17 protein-coding genes are annotated in these 17,882 nt (G+C 57.9%); 10 read left to right on the forward strand and 7 right to left on the reverse strand.

Annotated elements, in window-relative coordinates; translation table 11 throughout:
• Positions 1 to 499: tyrosine-type recombinase/integrase (locus LQK81_RS22765; protein WP_230808709.1), on the forward strand; the 499-nt coding region annotated here is incomplete at its 5' end.
• Between the two features lie 228 nt (positions 500 to 727).
• Positions 728 to 2,047, forward strand: coding sequence for a hypothetical protein (locus tag LQK81_RS22770; protein WP_230808710.1), 1,320 nt, complete (start codon positions 728 to 730; stop codon positions 2,045 to 2,047).
• Positions 2,048 to 2,374: 327 nt separating this feature from the next.
• Here the strand turns inward: LQK81_RS22770 and LQK81_RS22775 are convergent, their stop codons facing one another.
• The 7 genes from LQK81_RS22775 to repA form a co-directional block, all read right to left on the reverse strand.
• Positions 2,375 to 3,367, reverse strand: coding sequence for a putative phage abortive infection protein (locus tag LQK81_RS22775; RefSeq protein WP_230808711.1), 993 nt, complete (start codon positions 3,365 to 3,367; stop codon positions 2,375 to 2,377).
• Positions 3,368 to 3,407: 40 nt separating this feature from the next.
• Complete coding sequence (locus tag LQK81_RS22780; RefSeq protein WP_230808712.1) at positions 3,408 to 3,815, reverse strand: hypothetical protein; 408 nt, start codon at positions 3,813 to 3,815, stop codon at positions 3,408 to 3,410.
• 44 nt (positions 3,816 to 3,859) lie between these two features.
• Positions 3,860 to 4,636, reverse strand: coding sequence for an SEC-C domain-containing protein (locus tag LQK81_RS22785; protein ID WP_230808713.1), 777 nt, complete (start codon positions 4,634 to 4,636; stop codon positions 3,860 to 3,862).
• Between the two features lie 765 nt (positions 4,637 to 5,401).
• A complete protein-coding gene (locus LQK81_RS22790) occupies positions 5,402 to 6,562 on the reverse strand; it encodes a hypothetical protein (RefSeq protein WP_230808714.1) in 1,161 nt (386 codons plus the stop codon).
• A 320-nt stretch (positions 6,563 to 6,882) separates the two neighbouring features.
• Complete coding sequence (gene repC / locus LQK81_RS22795; RefSeq protein ID WP_230808715.1) at positions 6,883 to 8,100, reverse strand: plasmid replication protein RepC; 1,218 nt, start codon at positions 8,098 to 8,100, stop codon at positions 6,883 to 6,885.
• Between the two features lie 174 nt (positions 8,101 to 8,274).
• Positions 8,275 to 9,234 (reverse strand): plasmid partitioning protein RepB, encoded by a 960-nt coding sequence (repB, locus tag LQK81_RS22800; protein ID WP_230808716.1) that lies wholly within the window; start codon positions 9,232 to 9,234, stop codon positions 8,275 to 8,277.
• 123 nt (positions 9,235 to 9,357) lie between these two features.
• Positions 9,358 to 10,554: a plasmid partitioning protein RepA gene (gene repA, locus LQK81_RS22805; RefSeq protein WP_230808717.1), complete on the reverse strand. Its 1,197-nt coding sequence runs from the start codon at positions 10,552 to 10,554 to the stop codon at positions 9,358 to 9,360.
• A gap of 354 nt (positions 10,555 to 10,908) precedes the next feature.
• Between repA and LQK81_RS22810 the strand changes: the two genes are divergently transcribed.
• From LQK81_RS22810 to trbL, 8 genes are read left to right on the forward strand one after another with little or no spacing between them, the layout of a single operon-like run.
• Entirely contained in the window at positions 10,909 to 11,544 is a 636-nt protein-coding gene (locus LQK81_RS22810) for an acyl-homoserine-lactone synthase (RefSeq protein ID WP_230808718.1), read from the forward strand.
• A complete protein-coding gene (gene trbB / locus LQK81_RS22815; protein WP_230808719.1) occupies positions 11,541 to 12,512 on the forward strand; it encodes a P-type conjugative transfer ATPase TrbB in 972 nt (323 codons plus the stop codon). The genes LQK81_RS22810 and trbB overlap by 4 nt, the downstream gene beginning before the upstream one ends.
• Complete coding sequence (locus tag LQK81_RS22820; RefSeq protein WP_230808720.1) at positions 12,502 to 12,909, forward strand: TrbC/VirB2 family protein; 408 nt, start codon at positions 12,502 to 12,504, stop codon at positions 12,907 to 12,909. Before trbB ends, LQK81_RS22820 begins: the two co-directional genes overlap by 11 nt.
• Entirely contained in the window at positions 12,902 to 13,201 is a 300-nt protein-coding gene (locus LQK81_RS22825; RefSeq protein WP_230808721.1) for a conjugal transfer protein TrbD, read from the forward strand. The genes LQK81_RS22820 and LQK81_RS22825 overlap by 8 nt, the downstream gene beginning before the upstream one ends.
• Positions 13,202 to 13,212: 11 nt before the next feature.
• Positions 13,213 to 15,681: a conjugal transfer protein TrbE gene (locus LQK81_RS22830; RefSeq protein WP_230808722.1), complete on the forward strand. Its 2,469-nt coding sequence runs from the start codon at positions 13,213 to 13,215 to the stop codon at positions 15,679 to 15,681.
• Complete coding sequence (gene trbJ / locus LQK81_RS22835) at positions 15,653 to 16,462, forward strand: P-type conjugative transfer protein TrbJ (RefSeq protein ID WP_107677872.1); 810 nt, start codon at positions 15,653 to 15,655, stop codon at positions 16,460 to 16,462. Before LQK81_RS22830 ends, trbJ begins: the two co-directional genes overlap by 29 nt.
• Positions 16,459 to 16,692 carry an entry exclusion protein TrbK gene (trbK, locus tag LQK81_RS22840; protein ID WP_230808723.1) on the forward strand — a complete coding sequence of 78 codons (234 nt, stop codon included), beginning with the start codon at positions 16,459 to 16,461 and terminating at the stop codon, positions 16,690 to 16,692. Before trbJ ends, trbK begins: the two co-directional genes overlap by 4 nt.
• Positions 16,686 to 17,876, forward strand: a complete 1,191-nt coding sequence (trbL, locus tag LQK81_RS22845; RefSeq protein ID WP_230808724.1) for a P-type conjugative transfer protein TrbL — start codon at positions 16,686 to 16,688, stop codon at positions 17,874 to 17,876. Before trbK ends, trbL begins: the two co-directional genes overlap by 7 nt.
• The last annotated feature ends 6 nt before the right edge of the window (positions 17,877 to 17,882 follow it).

The raw sequence follows: 17,882 nt of genomic DNA on the forward strand, positions 1-17,882 counted from the left end.
CGGCCTCGATCTGAAGGCGGACCAGACTGAGGACGGTCGCGGTTGGATCGAGATTCTCGACAAGGGCATGCTACTCACCCTGCGCGGTAAAACCGGATGGCGGGAGGTGGAAATCGGCCGAGGTTCCTCCGACGCGACGTGCCCGGTCGCGGCCGTCGAAACCTGGATCAAGTTCGCCAAGCTGGCTCATGGCCCCCTCTTCCGCAGGGTCACCGGACAAGGCAAATCCGTCGAAGCGGAGCGTCTCAATGACAAGGAGGTCGCACGGCTCGTCAAGCGCACCGCCGTAGCCGCCGGTGTTCGGGGCGATCTCAGCGAAATTGAACGCGCCTTCAAGTTCTCCGGCCATTCCCTTCGCGCGGGCTTGGCCTCTTCCGCCGAAGTCGACGAGCGTTACGTTCAGAAACAGCTCGGCCATGCTTCCGCAGAGATGACCCGCCGCTATCAACGCCGGCGAGACCGTTTCCGCGTGAATTTGACGAAGGCCTCAGGGCTTTAGCAGAAATTTTAATTTCGAAAATCTCGTTCGGCGCTTCCGGCAGAATTGGAGGCTAGAAGAACAAGTGTTGCGGCGCAAAATCGGGAAAAACTACGTCGCAGCTCAGAAGATCTCGATTGTCGCTCGGCCAAGGTTGGAGTGTTTGACTTGCTGCTCAAGGCCAGAGCATTCATAGGATGAGGTTGGAGCGCCTGTGAGGCAACTATTCAGCCACGAAGGACAACTGGGATGTACGATTATCAAGAAACTCAGAAGCGCTTGGGAAAAAGAGACTATTTTCCAAACTCGGGCACCGTCGCATACTTTGATCCACAGTCTCAAACGATCCATTTGAACGGTTTCAAGAAAGGCGATTTTGTCGCCGCTTTGCAGAAGCAGCAGCCAACGGCCGACTTTCGAAATATGTTCGGCACGATGATGCACGAGGCGACCCACTGGGCTGATCTGATTGGGACGCTCTGGGGAAGAACCCATCTCCGCTGTCTCTACGACTGCTATCGACTTCTGCCTCGTGTTAACGACCCAGGGGTAGAGACCGATCTTCATCGCTTTATCGACCTGCACGACCACGAGCGGAGGATGATGCATTCTCGATACTTCCGGACAGTTCATCCAAACCCGAAACCGCACGATCACAAGACGCCTTGGCGGCTTCAATTTACGGCTGGACGCGAATTCGATCCGGCAGGCAAACCGGATGAGAATCGACCAATCGTGTTTACGAGGTTTTTAGACAACAAGACGTCCGATCAAATCGCACGGCAGCCGATCGTGGCAGGGGCACTGCTCGAAATCAACGCCGTTTGGTCTGAAATGAGGACGAATCTTGAGCTCATGGGAGCCTTGGATAAGGACGAGTTTGCTGTCGAGCAGCGACTGTATGGTCAGCAAATCCTCAGATTTATGTATAATCCAGATCTCACGCTTTATACTGCGCCCGCCCACCTCTTAGCGCATTACTGCAGAATCTCGGACGTCCTGCTTGCTTACGAGTTGTCCTCCGCGCTAGCCCATATTGTGCTGAATCTCACGCCCGAGAGTTTCGAGGCGCTTTCTCCTCCTGAATCGATGTCCGACTGGGCCGAATTGTTCGCCGGATTTAAGAAAACCAGGGATTGTGGCTTCGCGTTCAAGGTTATCGCGTCCGTCACCGGTCGCTGGGAAGAAGGCATGAACAAGCAGGAATGGCTCGATACCGCCCTAAACCGGGCTGGTCTGCCTGAATCGCAAGAAATTCTCAGGCAAGCTATCCTGAAGATGGAAGAGTATTCGCCGGGGAATTTGAACACCTCGGTGAACATTGCCGAAAACTACCTCCTTGAAGTTGGGAAGAAGATTTTTGCAACGCGATCGCTTGGCGATACCGCAATCACGCATAGACGGATCATTGCAGAAGGCCTGCCGATCGTTCCTATGTTCGATCCGGAGGGTGACTTGATTGCGGTAAGTAAGACTTTCGACCTCGCGAAATTCTCGCCAGAAGATATGCATGCCCTGTCCGCAAGTTTGGTGACGCAGGCGAAACGGTTTAGGGAAGCCTGTAGGTAATACAAGGCAGTGCACCACGACTGCTATGTCGCTTTCAGCCGCCAGTTACCTATTCGTTGAGGCTGGGTCACCGGCGGAACTCCTGTCGAACCAGTACCGAAGGACCCCCAATCTTTCGGCTTGCCGCGCAGATCTATCACCTCGGTCTTTATCACTCATACTGTTGCTGCCCGCCACCGGGCCGCAGCCTGGCAACCGATGTATGATAATCTCTCCTGAGGCTTCTAATCGCCGGCGCACTGGTCCCTCAGATCTACTAGGAAAGCACACGTCTTGCGCCGGATGACCACTGGATGATGTTTCGGCTGCTTGGAGGTCGCTAGTACCCTATGCCCCAGGCGGAGGGTAGTCTGTGAAAGACAGCGGCTTTTTTTGCGCCTTTTCGTCGAAGGCACTGGGCTCGTAGAAGCTTTCGTGGGACGGATTGAACAGCAAGTCCTTCGGCAGATTGTTGAGCATTGAGAAGAACTCGACATATTCCTTCGACTTGGCCGCCAACGGAATGAGCCCGTTGTAAAACATCACAAGCAATTCGAAATCGGAGAACTGCGCACGCAAAATCCGGATATATCGCGTTTTGTCGACGTCACTCTCATTGATGAACCGGATGATATTGTAGAAGTACCGATAGTAGTGAGCCAGGTCATTCTGGCAGGATTCCCAGAGTTTATCATGCGCGGCGAGCGCCTTTCGGAGTTCATCGGGCGTGGGATCGGCATCATAGTAATCCTTCATTATGTCGCGGAAATGCTTGAAACAGTCCCTCCCCCGCAGCTGATTTTTGGACTGGCCACGATCGACATCCATCGAATTGACGATTGTGTTGTGTATCGAGAGCATCTGGAAGAACGTGTTCTCGAATTGCATCCGCTCGCTACTCAAACGGTCGTCCCGGCGTTGATCGCGAAGCTCCTTGGCATCATTCTTTGCTCCGTGGATCTCCCGTTGCTGCAGGATGATCGTAAAGAGGAGGGCCATGAAACTCAGGAAGGTCAAAGCAGGGTTGAGAACACCCCCCAGAAAATCGCCAAACGTTCCCCAGTTCTTGTCTGCCCAATCCCCATGGATTGCGACGACAAAGACGATCCCAATTAAGGCGAAGGCGACCGAAATAAGGAATGTGAACACGCCGCGTGAATCCCCTTCCTTAGGGTCGACCACTCGGTCAATCACGGTTGAGGTCCAAGCCAGGATCGAGCAGACGGCCACGGCGATTCCGACCGATAGCCAGATTTCCAAGTTGAATTCCGAGATCGGCCGATAAAGATAAGCGCCCACGCCGACCGCAATGAGGCCCGCCAACCACGCCAGAAATCGCATGCTACGCCCTTCGTTCTAAATTCGTCCAGGTTGGGAAAGGTTATCCGCGATCGTTCCCGATCCCAAGTGCATCCAAATAGGCCCGGCCGTCGTCAGTGAGATCAAACACCAGTTGCGCACCCATCATACGGGGTGTGACCAATCCGCGCTCGAGAAAGACCTTCATGACGCCTTTGTCCGGCCGCATCGATTGATCGTCAAGATCGAGGCGAGCAGGGAAGGTGTATGGGGGAAGCGTGACCTTCGATGACTTCGCGAGTTCAAGATAAAGAAGAAGCGCTCCTGAGTGGCGTTCACTCTCGGCGCTTTCAGGCTGGGCGTTCGAGGTCCACCATTCCAGGCGCAATGGCTGATCATTCGCCATAACCATCGAGATTGGCGGGCTGTCGCCTTTGTAGAGAGAACGCGCTAGGCGCGTTGCATATGCCGATCGTTGCCCAATCCTCATGACTTCCCCTTATATCCTTTGTAAGCATCACCCCGTGTGCAGGCTCACACGACGGCCTTGGTGTTTCTTTCGATCCAAAGAAAGGTGCGGATCTCAAGCAAACAAAGCAGGAGTATCAGGGAATTCTCCTCGGTCTGATAGTCCAAGTTGAAACCGTGAAGGACGGCGTTGCGGTTGAACCCGGTCTCCTGGCCCTTGTAGAGCCCACTAATGAATGCGTTGAAGTCACTGGCGTTGTCACCTAAAGAAAACAGCAGGCGGTTGCCCCAGATATCGCGAGGAATTGTGGGCCGCATAGTTTCCGAATGTTCAAGCCCCCCGATTTTGCGCAGTATGCCCTCCATCTGCGCAAACAATACAGGCACTGTAACGCTGTATCGTTTCTCGAAATGCACGGCGACCGCGTCCATCAAGATTTCACGGCGACCCGTAAACGGCTCGAGATTTTCACACGCATCCTGCAGGAGACCCTCGACGACCTTCCGCGTTGCGAACCGTCGATAGGCGTCGATGAAGAAGCTGGGCGCGAGTTTGCCCTCCTGCAGCAGTCCCACCGCGACTTCAACGTCACCCATGCGGACCGCGGAATGAAAAAAATACGATCCGGCGCTTTTGCAGAACTCCGATAATTGGCTGTCGAAACCCGAAAAGATGTTGGCGATGTCGTCCCGGAAATCGAAGGTAGCCGGCGCACCTGACGGGTGAAGTTCCGGATTGAGCGTGACAACCCGATTGCGCTCGTGACCCCAATGGCAAAGTTTGTATTTCCTGCCGGAATTGCACCAGCACGGATCGTTACGGCCAAGTTTAGCTTTCGACACCCACGCCTCCAACAAACAGATGGTTTAGATTTGAGATGCGAGAGGCGCCGTTAAGGAACGGGCCAAACCGCTGCGATCGACCGTAAACTCGCCCCGCCCTCGCCACTCTTTATGCCGTCGGATTTTTTTCCGTCAATATTACGGGGAATGTCTCGACCCTGTCGGACCACATCGCGATCGAGCTTTGGAGATCGGGCGTTTTTCTGTTTTGTGCGATCATCTCCTTTGTTGCCGGCGCGTCGGACTTAACACTCCCCATCCATGCAAGCCATCGGCGCGGGAATGGCACAATCCACGCTTACAGCGACTCGCGGAAGGTCTTCTGCTCGCCCTGCTTGGCGTTGCCGATCTCATGGTCCAGCTGGACTGGCGCGCAACGACACTCGTTGTCGGTCTGGCGTCTTAAGGGGCCAGATCGAGCATGTCTCGGGGACGGCTACCGATATTTGTTTCGAGATCGGTAGCGCCATCGACATGCTCCGGCGAAAGGAACGGTCGACTGAGGCTAAGCATAGTCTTTCAAAGCTGCTCTTCCACATAGATTTCATCCGCCCCTTAATGGTTGGTAGTCATGGGTGTGCTGATCTATAGCGCCGCCGGCGGATTATAGCTGATCAGGGCTGCGGCCATCCTCATCTTGATGGCACCCACCGGTTTCGCTCGGATGAGGCGGTTTCCGACATGGGTAAGCATCTCCCCACCTCACCGCAATCGCGGCAGGCGTCGATCCGTGCCGTTGCGGCCCACTCTTTCGAACCCTCCCCGCTATTTCAGAGGGCTCGGACGCCAGACCGCGTTTCGTGTCACCTCCAACCCCTCAGGAATAGCAAAGATCGGCGTCCCATCGCCGATAACCGGGCGCTCGTGGATATTAACCTCGTCAGCTAGTCGCTTCTTGTCGTCGTCAAGCAACCGCTCCCAAGCACTCAGCCTGAGGAACCAGTGATTGGTCCGGTTGATCATGAGTTGCTCGAAGAAACGGAAGAGACCAGCGCCGGTTTGTCCGGGTTTGAGGTCGTAAAGTCCTTTCTGCTGCAAGAGCGCTGCCAAGATGGCCTCGTCATCGATATGACTGAAGACCGCGAGAAGGCTGACGCCGGATCGGGGCATCACGAAATAGAAGATTGGAATCGGTGCGAAGGACAGGCCTATGTCATCGGCCCCCGACAACGCGAAATCGAGACACGTGGAGACCGCCCAGGTCTTGATGAACATCTGCGGGAAGCGGGCTGTGCTGTCACGATAGAAATCATCGACGGATGGCGCAAGTTCTTCGAAGGATTTGACGAACTCCCACTGGGCGCTTGCGCCATGACGGATGCGCCTCAATTCATTGGCGTCGTATTGGAACCGTTCCGCCGTCCTAAAGCCCGCGATGGCCGTCAACGGCTTGCCGGCCAGCCCTTCAAGGCGACGGCCAATCGCCACGTGCTGGTCGTGCACCATGGCGTCATAGCCGGCTTTCGAGGTTTCGTGGGCATGGTTGTGAACACGCCTTTCCCGGGAAAACGTCCGGCAGCATTGCAGGACCAAAGCACGCGGATCAGGCGTCCCGCTTGTGCTTTCGAGGTGCTTGAAGAGTTCCCGATCGTGGTCCCCACAGAAGCCTGGAAAGATCGAGGCCTTTTCAAAGGAAAGGTTCGTATCGATCCGGTCTCCAAAGGCCGGGTCGAATTTCGGGGTGACGACAACTCCGGCGCCCGGCCTCGGTCCTTCCGCGATGGCCTCGAGGCTGTTGCTTTTTTGAAGTGTATGGGAGCCGATCGCCTTGTGCTGGCACCCGGGATACATGCAAGGCCATCGGCCATTGCGCCACTTCAAACCCGCCCGTTGCTGAGCACCATGATAGGCTTTCAGTCCGAGATTGGTCATCTCTCGATCAAAATCAGAATCCTGTAGCAGGCGGGGCAGTAATTCATTGATCAAGAGGCTCATCCTTGGTTGACATGGATACTCGATAACGGGTGAACGTTCCCGCAACCTTAAGCGGAGGTGGCAGGCTGAGATTGTTACGGCGGCGATCTCCATACCGTTCGGCGCCATCGCGGCGGTCTCCCGCTCTTGTTCCTGCTCGACTTGTTCGACGGCTTGCTGACGCCGCCCCTAGCGCGCCCGCGAAAGGAGCGATCGCTCTGCTTGGCCCAGGTTGATCTCACACTTGAAGTTGCCAGCCGGAAACTGCGTCATGCTAAGGTATTTTTTTTATGAAATTCAAGTGTTTAAGAGCGCCAAGGCGGCCTGTCGCGTCAACTCACTCGCGTGGCCGCTGACGCGTTCGCCCTAACCTGAGCAAAGAGCATCGGCCCAAGCGAAAACTCCCCTCGCCTCGCCTTTGCGGTCAAATCTCGCAGATAACCGCCGGCCGAGTTGATATGGTTCGCGCGCTCGAGAATACACGCGATAGCAATCGCAGCGCCTGCCTGCCCCAATGTTTCACAAGCTTCTTCGTACGCCGAGGGGCTCACGCCGAGCATGGATCGGACAGTTACCGCAGCAGACATCATGTCTCGCCAATTTCCGACAGATCCCCCCGGGCCAAACACAGCAACTTCCGGGCAGGCCCGCAGAACCATCGACAACGGGAATACCTCCGGCTCGTCCTTCCGCTTCGTTATTTTGTTTGTCGCGGACTTTCCGCCCGGCTTCTTTTCGAAGCTAGGTTCAGGTTCATTGCAGGATTCGGTATTTGAATTCTGTATGTGGCGTCCAAATACGATGTCATTGCCATCGTTTTTTTTGATTTCTTCCTGGGTTTCCAACATTCTAGAGACCTCTTCGTGCAGCAGGCTCATCTCCTCGAGACTCGCTGCGATGTCCGCCAACGTCGGTCTCCTCACGAACCGGCTTACGACGTCGATGAAGCATGCCTCAACTGCCGTCCAATCACCTGGCAAGTTCTCTTCTATGCCAACGGTGATGAGCTTCCTCACGTCTCTACGTACGATCGTAAGGCGGTCCTTCATGATGCGGAACCGTCGCTGCTCGGCGGCAACCTCCTGCGCGAGGGCCGCGAACTCGGCGGCGCGAGCGAGAAGGGGGGCTAGGCTGAAGCCATAGGCGTCTTCGATGTCTCCTTCGCCGGACTTTCGAGCGTATCGTTTGCCGTTAGGGCTATCCTTACGAATGATGATGCCGGCTTCGACTAGGGTCCCAAGGCATTTACGAAGTGTCGTCCCGGCAATGCCGTTTGCGCGGGCAGACAGCTGAGCATTCGATGGGAACACGATTAGGTTCTTGTCACTGCCGAGTTCCGTGGCAGGAAAGAATGACAGAAGCGCGTTTAATACCGCCAGTGCCCGATCTTGGAGGCCAAGGCGCATACGAGCGTCACCGATGTCGCGGAAGACGCGCCACTTGTCGACGGCTGTTGGTGTATCAGCCTTCTTCGTCTCAAACTGACGCTTCACCAGGGTAAGCGTCATCGGCCGCCGCCCAAAGGGCGTCGTTAAACTTCCCGTGTCCATGTCCTTCACCTTTCACAAGGCAAAGAAAAGGCTACGCCTGAATGGCGTTGACTCTTGACTGTGATTCCGGGAAGTGCGATTCTCTAAGCGACCAAACTGAGAGAGGCCTTCTGGAACACCGTTTCGGAGGGCTTTTTCTTTGCGCTATCGGTACCTTTCGTTGGTTGGCTTCATCTACCGCTTCGCCTTCTTGAACGTCGCGTAGATTTCGGGGAGGGCCGACAGAAGGTATTCGCCAAAATCCGGCGCAGCCTTCTTGTCGATCGTCAGTGTGATTGATCGCTTGTCCTGATGGTACTTGGCCGCCTTCACGCCGTCGTCAGCTTCCCAGACCTGCGCACGCGGCTTGTCCTTCTTCGCCTTTTTGGGAGCGACGGCGTCGAAGACACGCGAGAAGCGGTCGTCGGATGATAGCGCTTGAAAACCGTGATCAGCCAGCAGCGTGCGTGCCAAACCGATAGCATCCTCACTGATCAAACGAGCCGCGAGTTCGTACCAGCGGTCACGTCCCGTTTTCGGAGCCGCCCCAATCGATTGTATGACGTCCTTCGGCAGTTGTGTCGCAGCCTGAATGAGCCGCGAGAGATTACTCTTGTCGACACCGAGCGCCGCCATGATGACCGGGCGTTCAAAGCCGTTTGCCTCAAGCTCGGCCGCGTAAAGGGCTCGCTCGATGAACGAAAGATCGCGTCGTCCGGTATTCTCCTGCCCCTGGGCTCGAACAAGCTCTTCATCGGTAAGAGGACGGACGGAAGCCTTGACCATCATCCCCGCGGCTTTGACAGCGCGTAGACGACGACGCCCATAGGCCACCTGATAACGTCCTTCCGCCGTCGGATGCGGCCGCACCAAGATTGGTACCTGCTGCCCATTCTCGCGGATATTGCGCGCGAACTCCTCGAACTCAGTCTCGTCTTCGGGAAGCCTGTCGCGCACCGGCGGCGCATCGATTAGATCGGGATCAAGTTCACTCAGTGACTGTGACTTGAGCAGCTCGATCGAACGCGAGACCGCACCAATAGCTCCCCTGGGCGCATATTGCGGAGGTGCTGATCCTTGGTCTGGAGTTTCAGCTACCTCGGCAGCCGTTTGACTTGGAATCTTGAGGTCGGAGAGTAGATGCTTTCTAGCCATCCGTGCCTCCTTTCTGAATCACGTAAAGCTCGACGTAGGCGGGCGGTTGAGGGCCAATTCCACCAAAGTTTCCGGCTGGCAACTTTCGCGCTGATGCATAGTAGAACGAGTGATAGCCACCGGTCATTTGCGCCCCCATGCCGATTGAATAAGCTGCTCTATTTCACGGTTCACGTTGTCGAGCGATTCCATCGCTCGGTCGTAGGTCGCCCTCGTGAACTGGTCGCGGCTGACCTCGTATAAGGTTTGTTTGGTGATACCGGCGTCCGATATGGCCGTGCTTTTTAGCATGGGGTGGTTGAGGACGTGCTCGCCAAACATGGTCCGCATGAACGACACCATCTGGTTCTGTGGCCCATCGCCCGGCTCGTAGCGAGTGACGAGGTATCGCATCCAATCGTAATTCATGCTGCCCCCAGCGTCGGCCACGACGCTCAAAAGCTCCGAAGTCATCAGCAGAAACTGACACATCGACATCACGTCGAGCATCTGCGGGTGAACTGTCACCAAGACAGCAGTGGCAGCACAAAGTGCGGAAATCGTGAGGAAACCGAGTTGGGGAGGGCAGTCCACAACAACAACATCGTAGTCATCGGCAACCGACGCGATCGCTTCGTCCATCCTTGTGAAGAAGATGTTCTTACGATCGTTCGAGCCAAGGACCTTCGCCGTATCGTGTTCGAACTCCATGAGCTCGAGGTTTCCGGGAACCAGGTCGAGGTTCGTGAAGTACGTTTTCTTGATCACGTCCTTGAGCGGGCGACGCTCGTCGTCGTAGCGAACTGCACCATATAGGGTTTCATTGTCATTGACGTCGAATTCCGGCTGGAAGCCATGCAGTGCCGACATGCTGGCCTGCGGATCGAGGTCGATCGCGAGTACCCTGTAACCGTTGAGGGCAAGAAACTGCGCAAGGTGAGCTGCTGTCGTGGTCTTGCCAGAGCCGCCCTTGAAATTGACAGCCGTTATGACCTGCAGATGCTCGCGACCTGTGCGTCGCGGAGAATATCGGCGATCGCCTTTGCCATTTTCGTCGAGATACTCTCGAAGGGCCTGGATGGTCTCGACGGAGTAGGAACGCCTGTTATTGGCGGCCACTTCCGGCTGCGGGCCTTTTCCTTCCAAGGAGAGATGGCGGAGATATCCATCGTTGACGCCAATAAGCTTGGCAGCCTCAATCGATGAGAAAGATCGCAGGGTCTTGCGTGCTTCCGGTGGATAAAGCTTGATGCGATGTTCGTGCAACGCACCTGAGAGATCTCGCGCGTGTGCCGCTATCAGTTTATGGATAGCCTTCTGTAGCTTGGCGGGATTCTCCACGACTTCCTCTCGTACACACGGTAATTTTCGTAAACACAGCAATTTGCCGTGTCCAAAGACACCTCATTTCGACGATCTTTGCAAGATCTTTAAGGTTAACGAGGGGTTAACGCATTTCCCGGAATCTACACTGCAATCGGATTCAGGAAGCCGAATCCGCCACTTAAAGCAAAAGTAGAACGCGGCGCTTTCAACAGCTACCTGCAGATCTGCAGAACGAGCCGAGAGATTTCCGACGCCGAATCCGGTTTCGCCGTTGCGACTCACCAGAATCACCGCCTGCAGATCTGCAGATGGCCAACCGTGGATTGAGATGATCTTCATCCCGCTGACGAAGTTCACGCGGAGATAAGGATGCAGGTTCTCACCATCTCGCCCGACCGATATGTCGAGCATCAGACTCTTCTAAAGCAGATGTACAGGCTGCGCGCCGAGGTATTTGGCGGGCGGCTCGAATGGGACGTCACCATCGTGGACGGTGACGAGCGGGATCAATACGACGACCTCAATCCGACCTACATCCTCGCCATCTCCGGCGGCAATGTGGTCGGATGCGCGCGCCTCCTTCCGGCGGTGGGCCCGACTATGCTCGAACTGACATTTCCGCAGCTCTTGAGGGATGGTTCGCTCAATGCGACCAGTACGATGATCGAGAGTTCGCGCTTCTGCGTTGATACGACTTTGCCCGCAGGCAGGGGAGGGGGGCAACTCCACCTGGCAACACTCACCATGTTTGCTGGGATCATCGAATGGTCCATGGCGAATGGTTACGACAGGATCGTTACCGCCACTGATCTTCGCTTCGAGCGCATCCTGAACCGGGCAGGCTGGCCGATCGCGCGGTTGGGTGAACCGGTGGCAATTGGCAATACTGTCGCCATTGCCGGCACACTTCCAGCGGATCAGGAGAGCTTCGAACAGGTTCGCCCATCGAACTATCGGTCCGCTCTCTCTCGTACTGATGATCATTCGGAGAGGAGCGCAGCGTGACCCAGCTTCGCTCCCATACAAGACTTGTCCGCAAACTCCAGGACGCACTTGGCGACCAGCTCTGCGTTGCGCTTGACGATGCAACAGTCGTCGAGATCATGCTCAACCCTGACGGCCGACTGTTCATTGAACGCCTCGGTCACGGTGTAGCCGAAGCCGGGGTCATGACGCCAGCGGCTGCGGAAGTCGTGATCGGCAGTGTCGCCCACGCACTGCAGTCGGAGGCAGATGACGAGCGCCCGATCATCTCCGGCGAACTGCCGATCGGTGGTCATCGCTTCGAGGGTCTGCTTCCGCCAATCGTATCCGGACCCGCCTTCACGATCCGACGCCGCGCCTCCCGTCTCATTCCGCTCAATGATTACGTGTCCTCGAAGGTGATGACGGAGGCGCAAGCGTCTGCCATCCGTAGCGCGATCGATGCCCGCATGAACATCGTCATTTCCGGGGGCACTGGCTCCGGAAAAACCACGCTCGCTAACGCGATCATCGCTGAGATCGTCTTGAGTGCACCCGACGATCGCATGGTCATCCTCGAGGATACCGCCGAGATCCAGTGCGCGGCCGAAAACGCTGTCTGCCTGCATACCAGCGATACGATCGACATGGCGCGGTTGCTAAAAAGCACCATGCGGCTGCGTCCAGACCGCATCATCGTCGGCGAGGTCCGCGACGGAGCAGCGCTCACGCTCCTGAAAGCCTGGAACACCGGTCATCCCGGCGGCGTCACAACCATTCATTCCAACACCGCGATGTCGGCGCTTCGTCGGCTTGAGCAACTGACCGCAGAGGCCAGCCAGCAGCCAATGCAGGAAGTCATCGGCGAAGCGGTCGACCTCGTCGTCTCCATCGAGCGGACGGGAAAGGGGAGGCGGGTCCGCGAGGTGATCCACATCGAGGGATACCGCAACAACCACTACCAGACCGAACACTATGCCCAGATCGACGAGGACAGCCATGTCGCGTAAGACCTATCCCATTCTCGCAGCGCTTATGTTTGCTGCCGTTTTCTTCAGCATTTCGGAGCCCGCATTCGCGGGCTCAGGCGGAGGCGGGCTTCCGTGGGAATCGCCACTGCAGCAGATCCAGCAGTCGATCACTGGACCTGTCGCCGGGTTCATCGCGCTTGCCGCGGTCGCGATCGCCGGCGCCATGCTGATCTTCGGCGGTGAACTCAACGATTTTGCCCGGCGCCTTTGCTATGTCGCCCTGGTCGGCGGCGTTCTGCTCGGTGCCACCCAGATCGTCGCCTTGTTCGGCGCAACCGGCGCCTCGATTGGCGAGCATGGCGAGGCGATTGTTGCTCCGGTCGTCTCTGTCCCGGTGACGATGCTATCCGTGGCAGGGGAGGAGGATCGTGGCTGAAGCCGGCTCCAACCTTATCCGGTCGCGGGTGCATCGGGCGCTGTCGCGCCCCAACCTATTGATGGGCGCCGATCGCGAGCTTGTCCTGCTGACGGCGCTTGCCGCCGTCATCCTGATCTTCGTGGTTCTGACCTGGTATGCGGCCCTGTTCGGCGCCGCGATCTGGCTGGTCACGGTCGCAGCCCTTCGAACGATGGCCAAGGCCGATCCGCTGATGCGAAGGATCTATATCCGGCATATCTCCTACAAGGCCTTCTACCGCGCGACATCCTCGCCGTGGCGTAAGTATTGAGGGACTACGACATGGTTGCCCTCAAATCTTTCCGCCATTCCGGACCGTCCTTTGCCGATCTCGTTCCCTATGCCGGCCTGGTCGACAACGGCGTTCTTCTCCTGAAGGACGGCTCGCTGATGGCCGGCTGGTATTTTGCCGGACCTGACAGCGAAAGTTCGACCGACGCCGAGCGCAACGAGGTGTCGCGACAAATCAATGCCATCCTGTCGCGGCTCGGGTCTGGCTGGATAATCCAGGTCGAGGCTGTGAGGGTGCCGACGGGGGATTATCCAACAGAGGAAGTCAGTCATTTCCCCGATCCGGTCACCCGCGCCATCGATGCGGAACGGCGAGCGCATTTCCAGAAGGAGAGGGGACACTACGAAAGCCGTCATGCCTTGATCCTGACCTGGCGTCCACCAGAGCCGAGGCGGACTGGACTGACGCGTTATGTCTATTCCGACGTTGGCAGCCGATCCGCGACCTACGCCGACAAGGCGCTTGAGAGCTTCCTGACGTCGATCCGCGAAGTCGAACAATATCTCGCCAATGTCGTGTCGATCCGCCGGATGATGACACGCGAAACCTCAGAGCGTGGCGGTCATCGTGTCGCTCGCTACGACGAGCTCTTCCAGTTCATCCGCTTCTGCATCACCGGGGAAAACCATCCGGTGCGTCTGCCTGACATTCCCATGTATCTCGACTGGCTGGTGACTGCCGAGTTGGAGCACGGTCTCACGCCGCTCGTGGAGAACCGGTTTCTCGGCGTGGTGGCAATCGACGGTCTGCCTGCGGAAAGCTGGCCGGGAATCCTCAACAGTCTTGACCTGATGCCGCTCACCTATCGCTGGTCGTCCCGGTTCGTCTTCCTCGATGCCGAGGAAGCCCGCGCCAAGTTGGAGCGCACCCGCAAGAAATGGCAGCAGAAGGTGCGGCCATTCTTCGACCAATTGTTTCAGACGCAGTCGCGCTCACTCGACCGAGACGCGATGCTGATGGTGGCAGAGACCGAGGACGCGATCGCCGAGGCCTCGTCGCAGCTTGTGGCATACGGCTATTACACACCGGTCATCGTACTTTTTGATGAGGATCAGCAAAGCCTGCAGGAGAAGTGTGAGGCGGTTCGACGTCTGATCCAGGCTGAAGGTTTTGGCGCACGGATCGAGACACTAAATGCCACGGATGCCTTCCTCGGCAGCCTGCCCGGCGTCTCCTATGCCAATATCCGCGAGCCGCTGGTCAACACCCGCAATCTCGCCGACCTCATCCCGCTCAATTCGGTCTGGTCGGGAAGTCCCACCGCGCCTTGCCCGTTCTATCCGCCGGGATCGCCTCCGCTGATGCAGGTCGCAAGCGGATCGACACCCTTCAGGCTGAACCTGCATGTCGACGACGTTGGCCATACGCTGGTCTTCGGCCCGACCGGCTCCGGAAAATCAACCCTGCTCTCACTGATCGCAGCCCAGTTCCGACGCTACGCCGGTGCGCAGATCTTCGCCTTCGACAAGGGGGGCTCGATGCTGCCGCTGACACTCGGGCTGGACGGCGACCATTACCAGATCAGCGGCGATATCGGCCAATCGGCGAACGGCGAGACAAAAGCGCTCTCCTTCTGCCCGCTTGCAGAACTCTCGACCGATGCCGACCGGGCCTTCGCCTCCGAGTGGATCGAGATGCTGGTCGCGCTGCAGGGTGTGACGATCACGCCGGACTACCGCAACGCTATCTCCCGACAGATCGGGCTAATGACGACGTCGCGCGGTCGTTCCCTCTCCGACTTTGTCTCAGGCGTACAGATGCGTGAGATCAAGGACGCCCTGCATCACTACACCGTCGATGGCCCGATGGGGCAGCTTCTTGATGCCGAGGAGGACGGCCTGGCGCTCGGCGCCTTCCAGTGCTTCGAGATCGAGGAACTGATGAACATGGGCGAGCGCAATCTCGTGCCTGTCCTGACCTATCTCTTCCGACGCATCGAAAAGCGCCTGACCGGGTCGCCCAGCCTGATCATTCTCGATGAAGCCTGGCTGATGCTCGGCCATCCGGTGTTTCGGGACAAGATCAGGGAATGGCTGAAGGTGCTGCGCAAGGCCAATTGCGCCGTGGTGCTTGCCACTCAGTCGATCTCGGATGCGGAACGCTCCGGCATCATCGACGTGTTGAAGGAATCCTGCCCGACCAAGATCTGCCTGCCGAATGGCGCTGCTCGGGAGCCGGGAACACGCGAGTTCTACGAGCGCATCGGATTTAACGAACGGCAGATCGAGATCGTCGCGACCGCCATCCCGAAGCGAGACTATTACGTCGTCTCGCCCGAGGGGCGCCGTCTGTTCGATATGGCACTGGGCCCCGTAGCGCTCTCCTTTGTCGGAGCGTCCGGAAAGGAAGACCTCAAGCGCATCCGCACCCTGCATCTTGAACATGGGGCCTCGTGGCCTCTCCACTGGCTCCAGCAAAGGGGGATCGCCCATGCCGACACGCTCTTCCCAACCGAATAGGATATGGCACGCCGCGCTCGGTGTGGCCCTCACGCTCTCGTCCGCTTTCCCGCTTCCAGCTGAGGCCGGCGGCGTGACGGGACAGGCAACCGAATGGACACAGCTCGCCAACAATACCGAACTGATCTCGCTCGTCGGCAAGTCCGCTGAGCAGGTGAACAACCAGATCACCCAGATCTCGCAGCTCGCCGAGCAGATTCAAAATCAGCTCAACATCTATAAGAACATGCTGCAGAACACCGCGCAGCTTCCAAACCACATCTGGGGTCAGGTCGAAAGCGATCTGAAGAACCTCCAGACCGTCGTCAATCAGGGACAGGGCGTCGCCTTCTCCATGGGCAATGTCGACGATGTCCTGAAGCAGCGTTTCCAGAGCTTCGCCGACATGAAGAGCAACCTGCCGGACGGCGCGAGCTTTTCCCCGACCTATCAGAGCTGGTCCGACACCAATCGCGACACCATCGCCGGGACGCTCAAGGCCGCCAACCTGACGGCCGAGCAGTTTTCGAGTGAGGAGAGCACGATGTCGCAGCTCAGATCGATGTCGGAAACGGCCGACGGTCAGATGAAGGCTCTGCAGGTCGGCCACGAGATCGCAGCGCAGCAGGTCGCCCAGATGCAGAAACTGCGCGGTCTCGTCTCCCAGCAGATGACAATGATGGGGACCTGGTACCAGTCCGAACAGGCGCAAAAGGATCTGGCGCAAGCACGGCGTGAACAGTTCTTCAGCGGAACCGAGCGTGACATCAGGGGCGGCCAGACCATGGAGCCGCGCTGGTGAGCCCGCGTCTGTTCCTCTTTATCGCCCTCGTCGCGATCGGTTCCGCGGCCGGTGCGAGCGCCATCACCTGGAGCATCGTCCAGCCGCAAGCCACGCCAGTCTCAGGGTCGGGCACGGCCGCAACGAGTTCTTCCTCCGATGAAGAACAGCGCCGACATCGCGAAGAGTTCTTTGGCGGGAATCCCGACCGCGACATCCGCGGCGGCCAGGAGATGAAGCCCCGATGGTAGCCGTTCCCTCTTCCCGCGCGCTCGAACGGGTGTTTATCGCGATGGCGGTTGTCCTCTTGGCGACGACGCCGGCACTGGCACAACAGGGCCAGGTCTTGACCACACTCGAAAATTCCGTCGTCACCGCTGCCAAGGGCTGGGAGACGACGGTGATGAATGCGGCTCGCTCATTGTTCTGGATCCTCGCTGGTATTGAGGTCGGCATCGCTGCCGTATGGCTGGCAATCAACGCCGCCTCGCTCGACAGTTGGTTCGCTGAACTCGTCAAACGCATCATGTTCATCGGTCTGTTCGCCTTCATCCTCGACAGAGGACCGGAGTTCGCCAAGGCCGTGGTCGACAGTCTCTACCAGATCGGTGCCGGTGGCGGCTCGGCATCTCCCGCCAACATCTTTGATGCCGGCATTCGTGTCGCGACGAAGATGTCGGAACAGGCGAAGTTCGGTCTCTGGGAGGATAACGCGCTGGCGATCGCCGCCGTTTTCGCCATGGTCGTTGTCGTCGTGTCGTTCAGCCTCGTCGCTGCGATCTTCGTGGCCGTCATGGTCGAGATGTATGTCGGCCTGCTCGCTGGAATGATCATGCTCGGGCTCGGTGGTTCTTCCCATACAAAGGATTTCGCGGTCAAGTATCTGGTCTACGCCTTCTCCGTCGGCATGAAGCTGATGGCGCTGGTGATGATCGCCAAGATCGGCTCGGACATCCTTCTCGGTCTGGCGGAGGCGCCAACCGCGACCTCGGAACAGTTCATCACGACGCTCGCGATTGCCGGCATCTCGGTCGTTGTCTTCGTCATCGCCATGTATGTGCCGCCTATCCTGCAGGGCGTGGTCCAGGGCGCGTCGGTCGGCGGCGGCATGGAAGCCATTCGCCATGGCGGGCAGGCCGCATCCGCTGCACTCGGCGCTGGCTTCCTGACGATCGGTGCGGCCAACAGAGGCTTCGGGGCCGCTGGTGCCGCAAGGGCAGGGGGCGCGTCTCTGGCCAGTGCGGCGCTGCGCGGCATGCAGGCCGGGATTGGCGGAGCGGCCGGCGCAGTCGGCTCGGCAGCAAAGGAAAAGGCGATTGGTTCGCCCGGCGCCTATGCCGGATCGATGCTCGGCCTTGCCAACGCCAAACTCGATCAACCATCCGGCCGGCCAGGCACAACGCCTCCACCACCACCGATCAACGAAAGCAAGTGACGGGAC

It is taken from the genome of Rhizobium sp. GN54, from assembly GCF_021026345.1.
Taxonomy (GTDB): Bacteria; Pseudomonadota; Alphaproteobacteria; order Rhizobiales; family Rhizobiaceae; genus Mycoplana.

Excerpts from the sequence above, each read along its gene's own strand:
- LQK81_RS22780 (WP_230808712.1), bottom strand. The coding sequence starts at position 3,815 with ATGAGGATTGGGCAACGATCGGCATATGCAACGCGCCTAGCGCGTTCT.
- trbJ (WP_107677872.1), top strand. The coding sequence starts at position 15,653 with ATGCCGACACGCTCTTCCCAACCGAATAGGATATGGCACGCCGCGCTC.
- LQK81_RS22820 (WP_230808720.1), top strand. The coding sequence starts at position 12,502 with ATGTCGCGTAAGACCTATCCCATTCTCGCAGCGCTTATGTTTGCTGCC.
- LQK81_RS22775 (WP_230808711.1), bottom strand. The coding sequence starts at position 3,367 with ATGCGATTTCTGGCGTGGTTGGCGGGCCTCATTGCGGTCGGCGTGGGC.
- LQK81_RS22830 (WP_230808722.1), top strand. The coding sequence starts at position 13,213 with ATGGTTGCCCTCAAATCTTTCCGCCATTCCGGACCGTCCTTTGCCGAT.
- LQK81_RS22810 (WP_230808718.1), top strand. The coding sequence starts at position 10,909 with ATGCAGGTTCTCACCATCTCGCCCGACCGATATGTCGAGCATCAGACT.
- trbL (WP_230808724.1), top strand. The coding sequence starts at position 16,686 with ATGGTAGCCGTTCCCTCTTCCCGCGCGCTCGAACGGGTGTTTATCGCG.
- repB (WP_230808716.1), bottom strand. The coding sequence starts at position 9,234 with ATGGCTAGAAAGCATCTACTCTCCGACCTCAAGATTCCAAGTCAAACG.
- LQK81_RS22770 (WP_230808710.1), top strand. The coding sequence starts at position 728 with ATGTACGATTATCAAGAAACTCAGAAGCGCTTGGGAAAAAGAGACTAT.
- repC (WP_230808715.1), bottom strand. The coding sequence starts at position 8,100 with ATGGACACGGGAAGTTTAACGACGCCCTTTGGGCGGCGGCCGATGACG.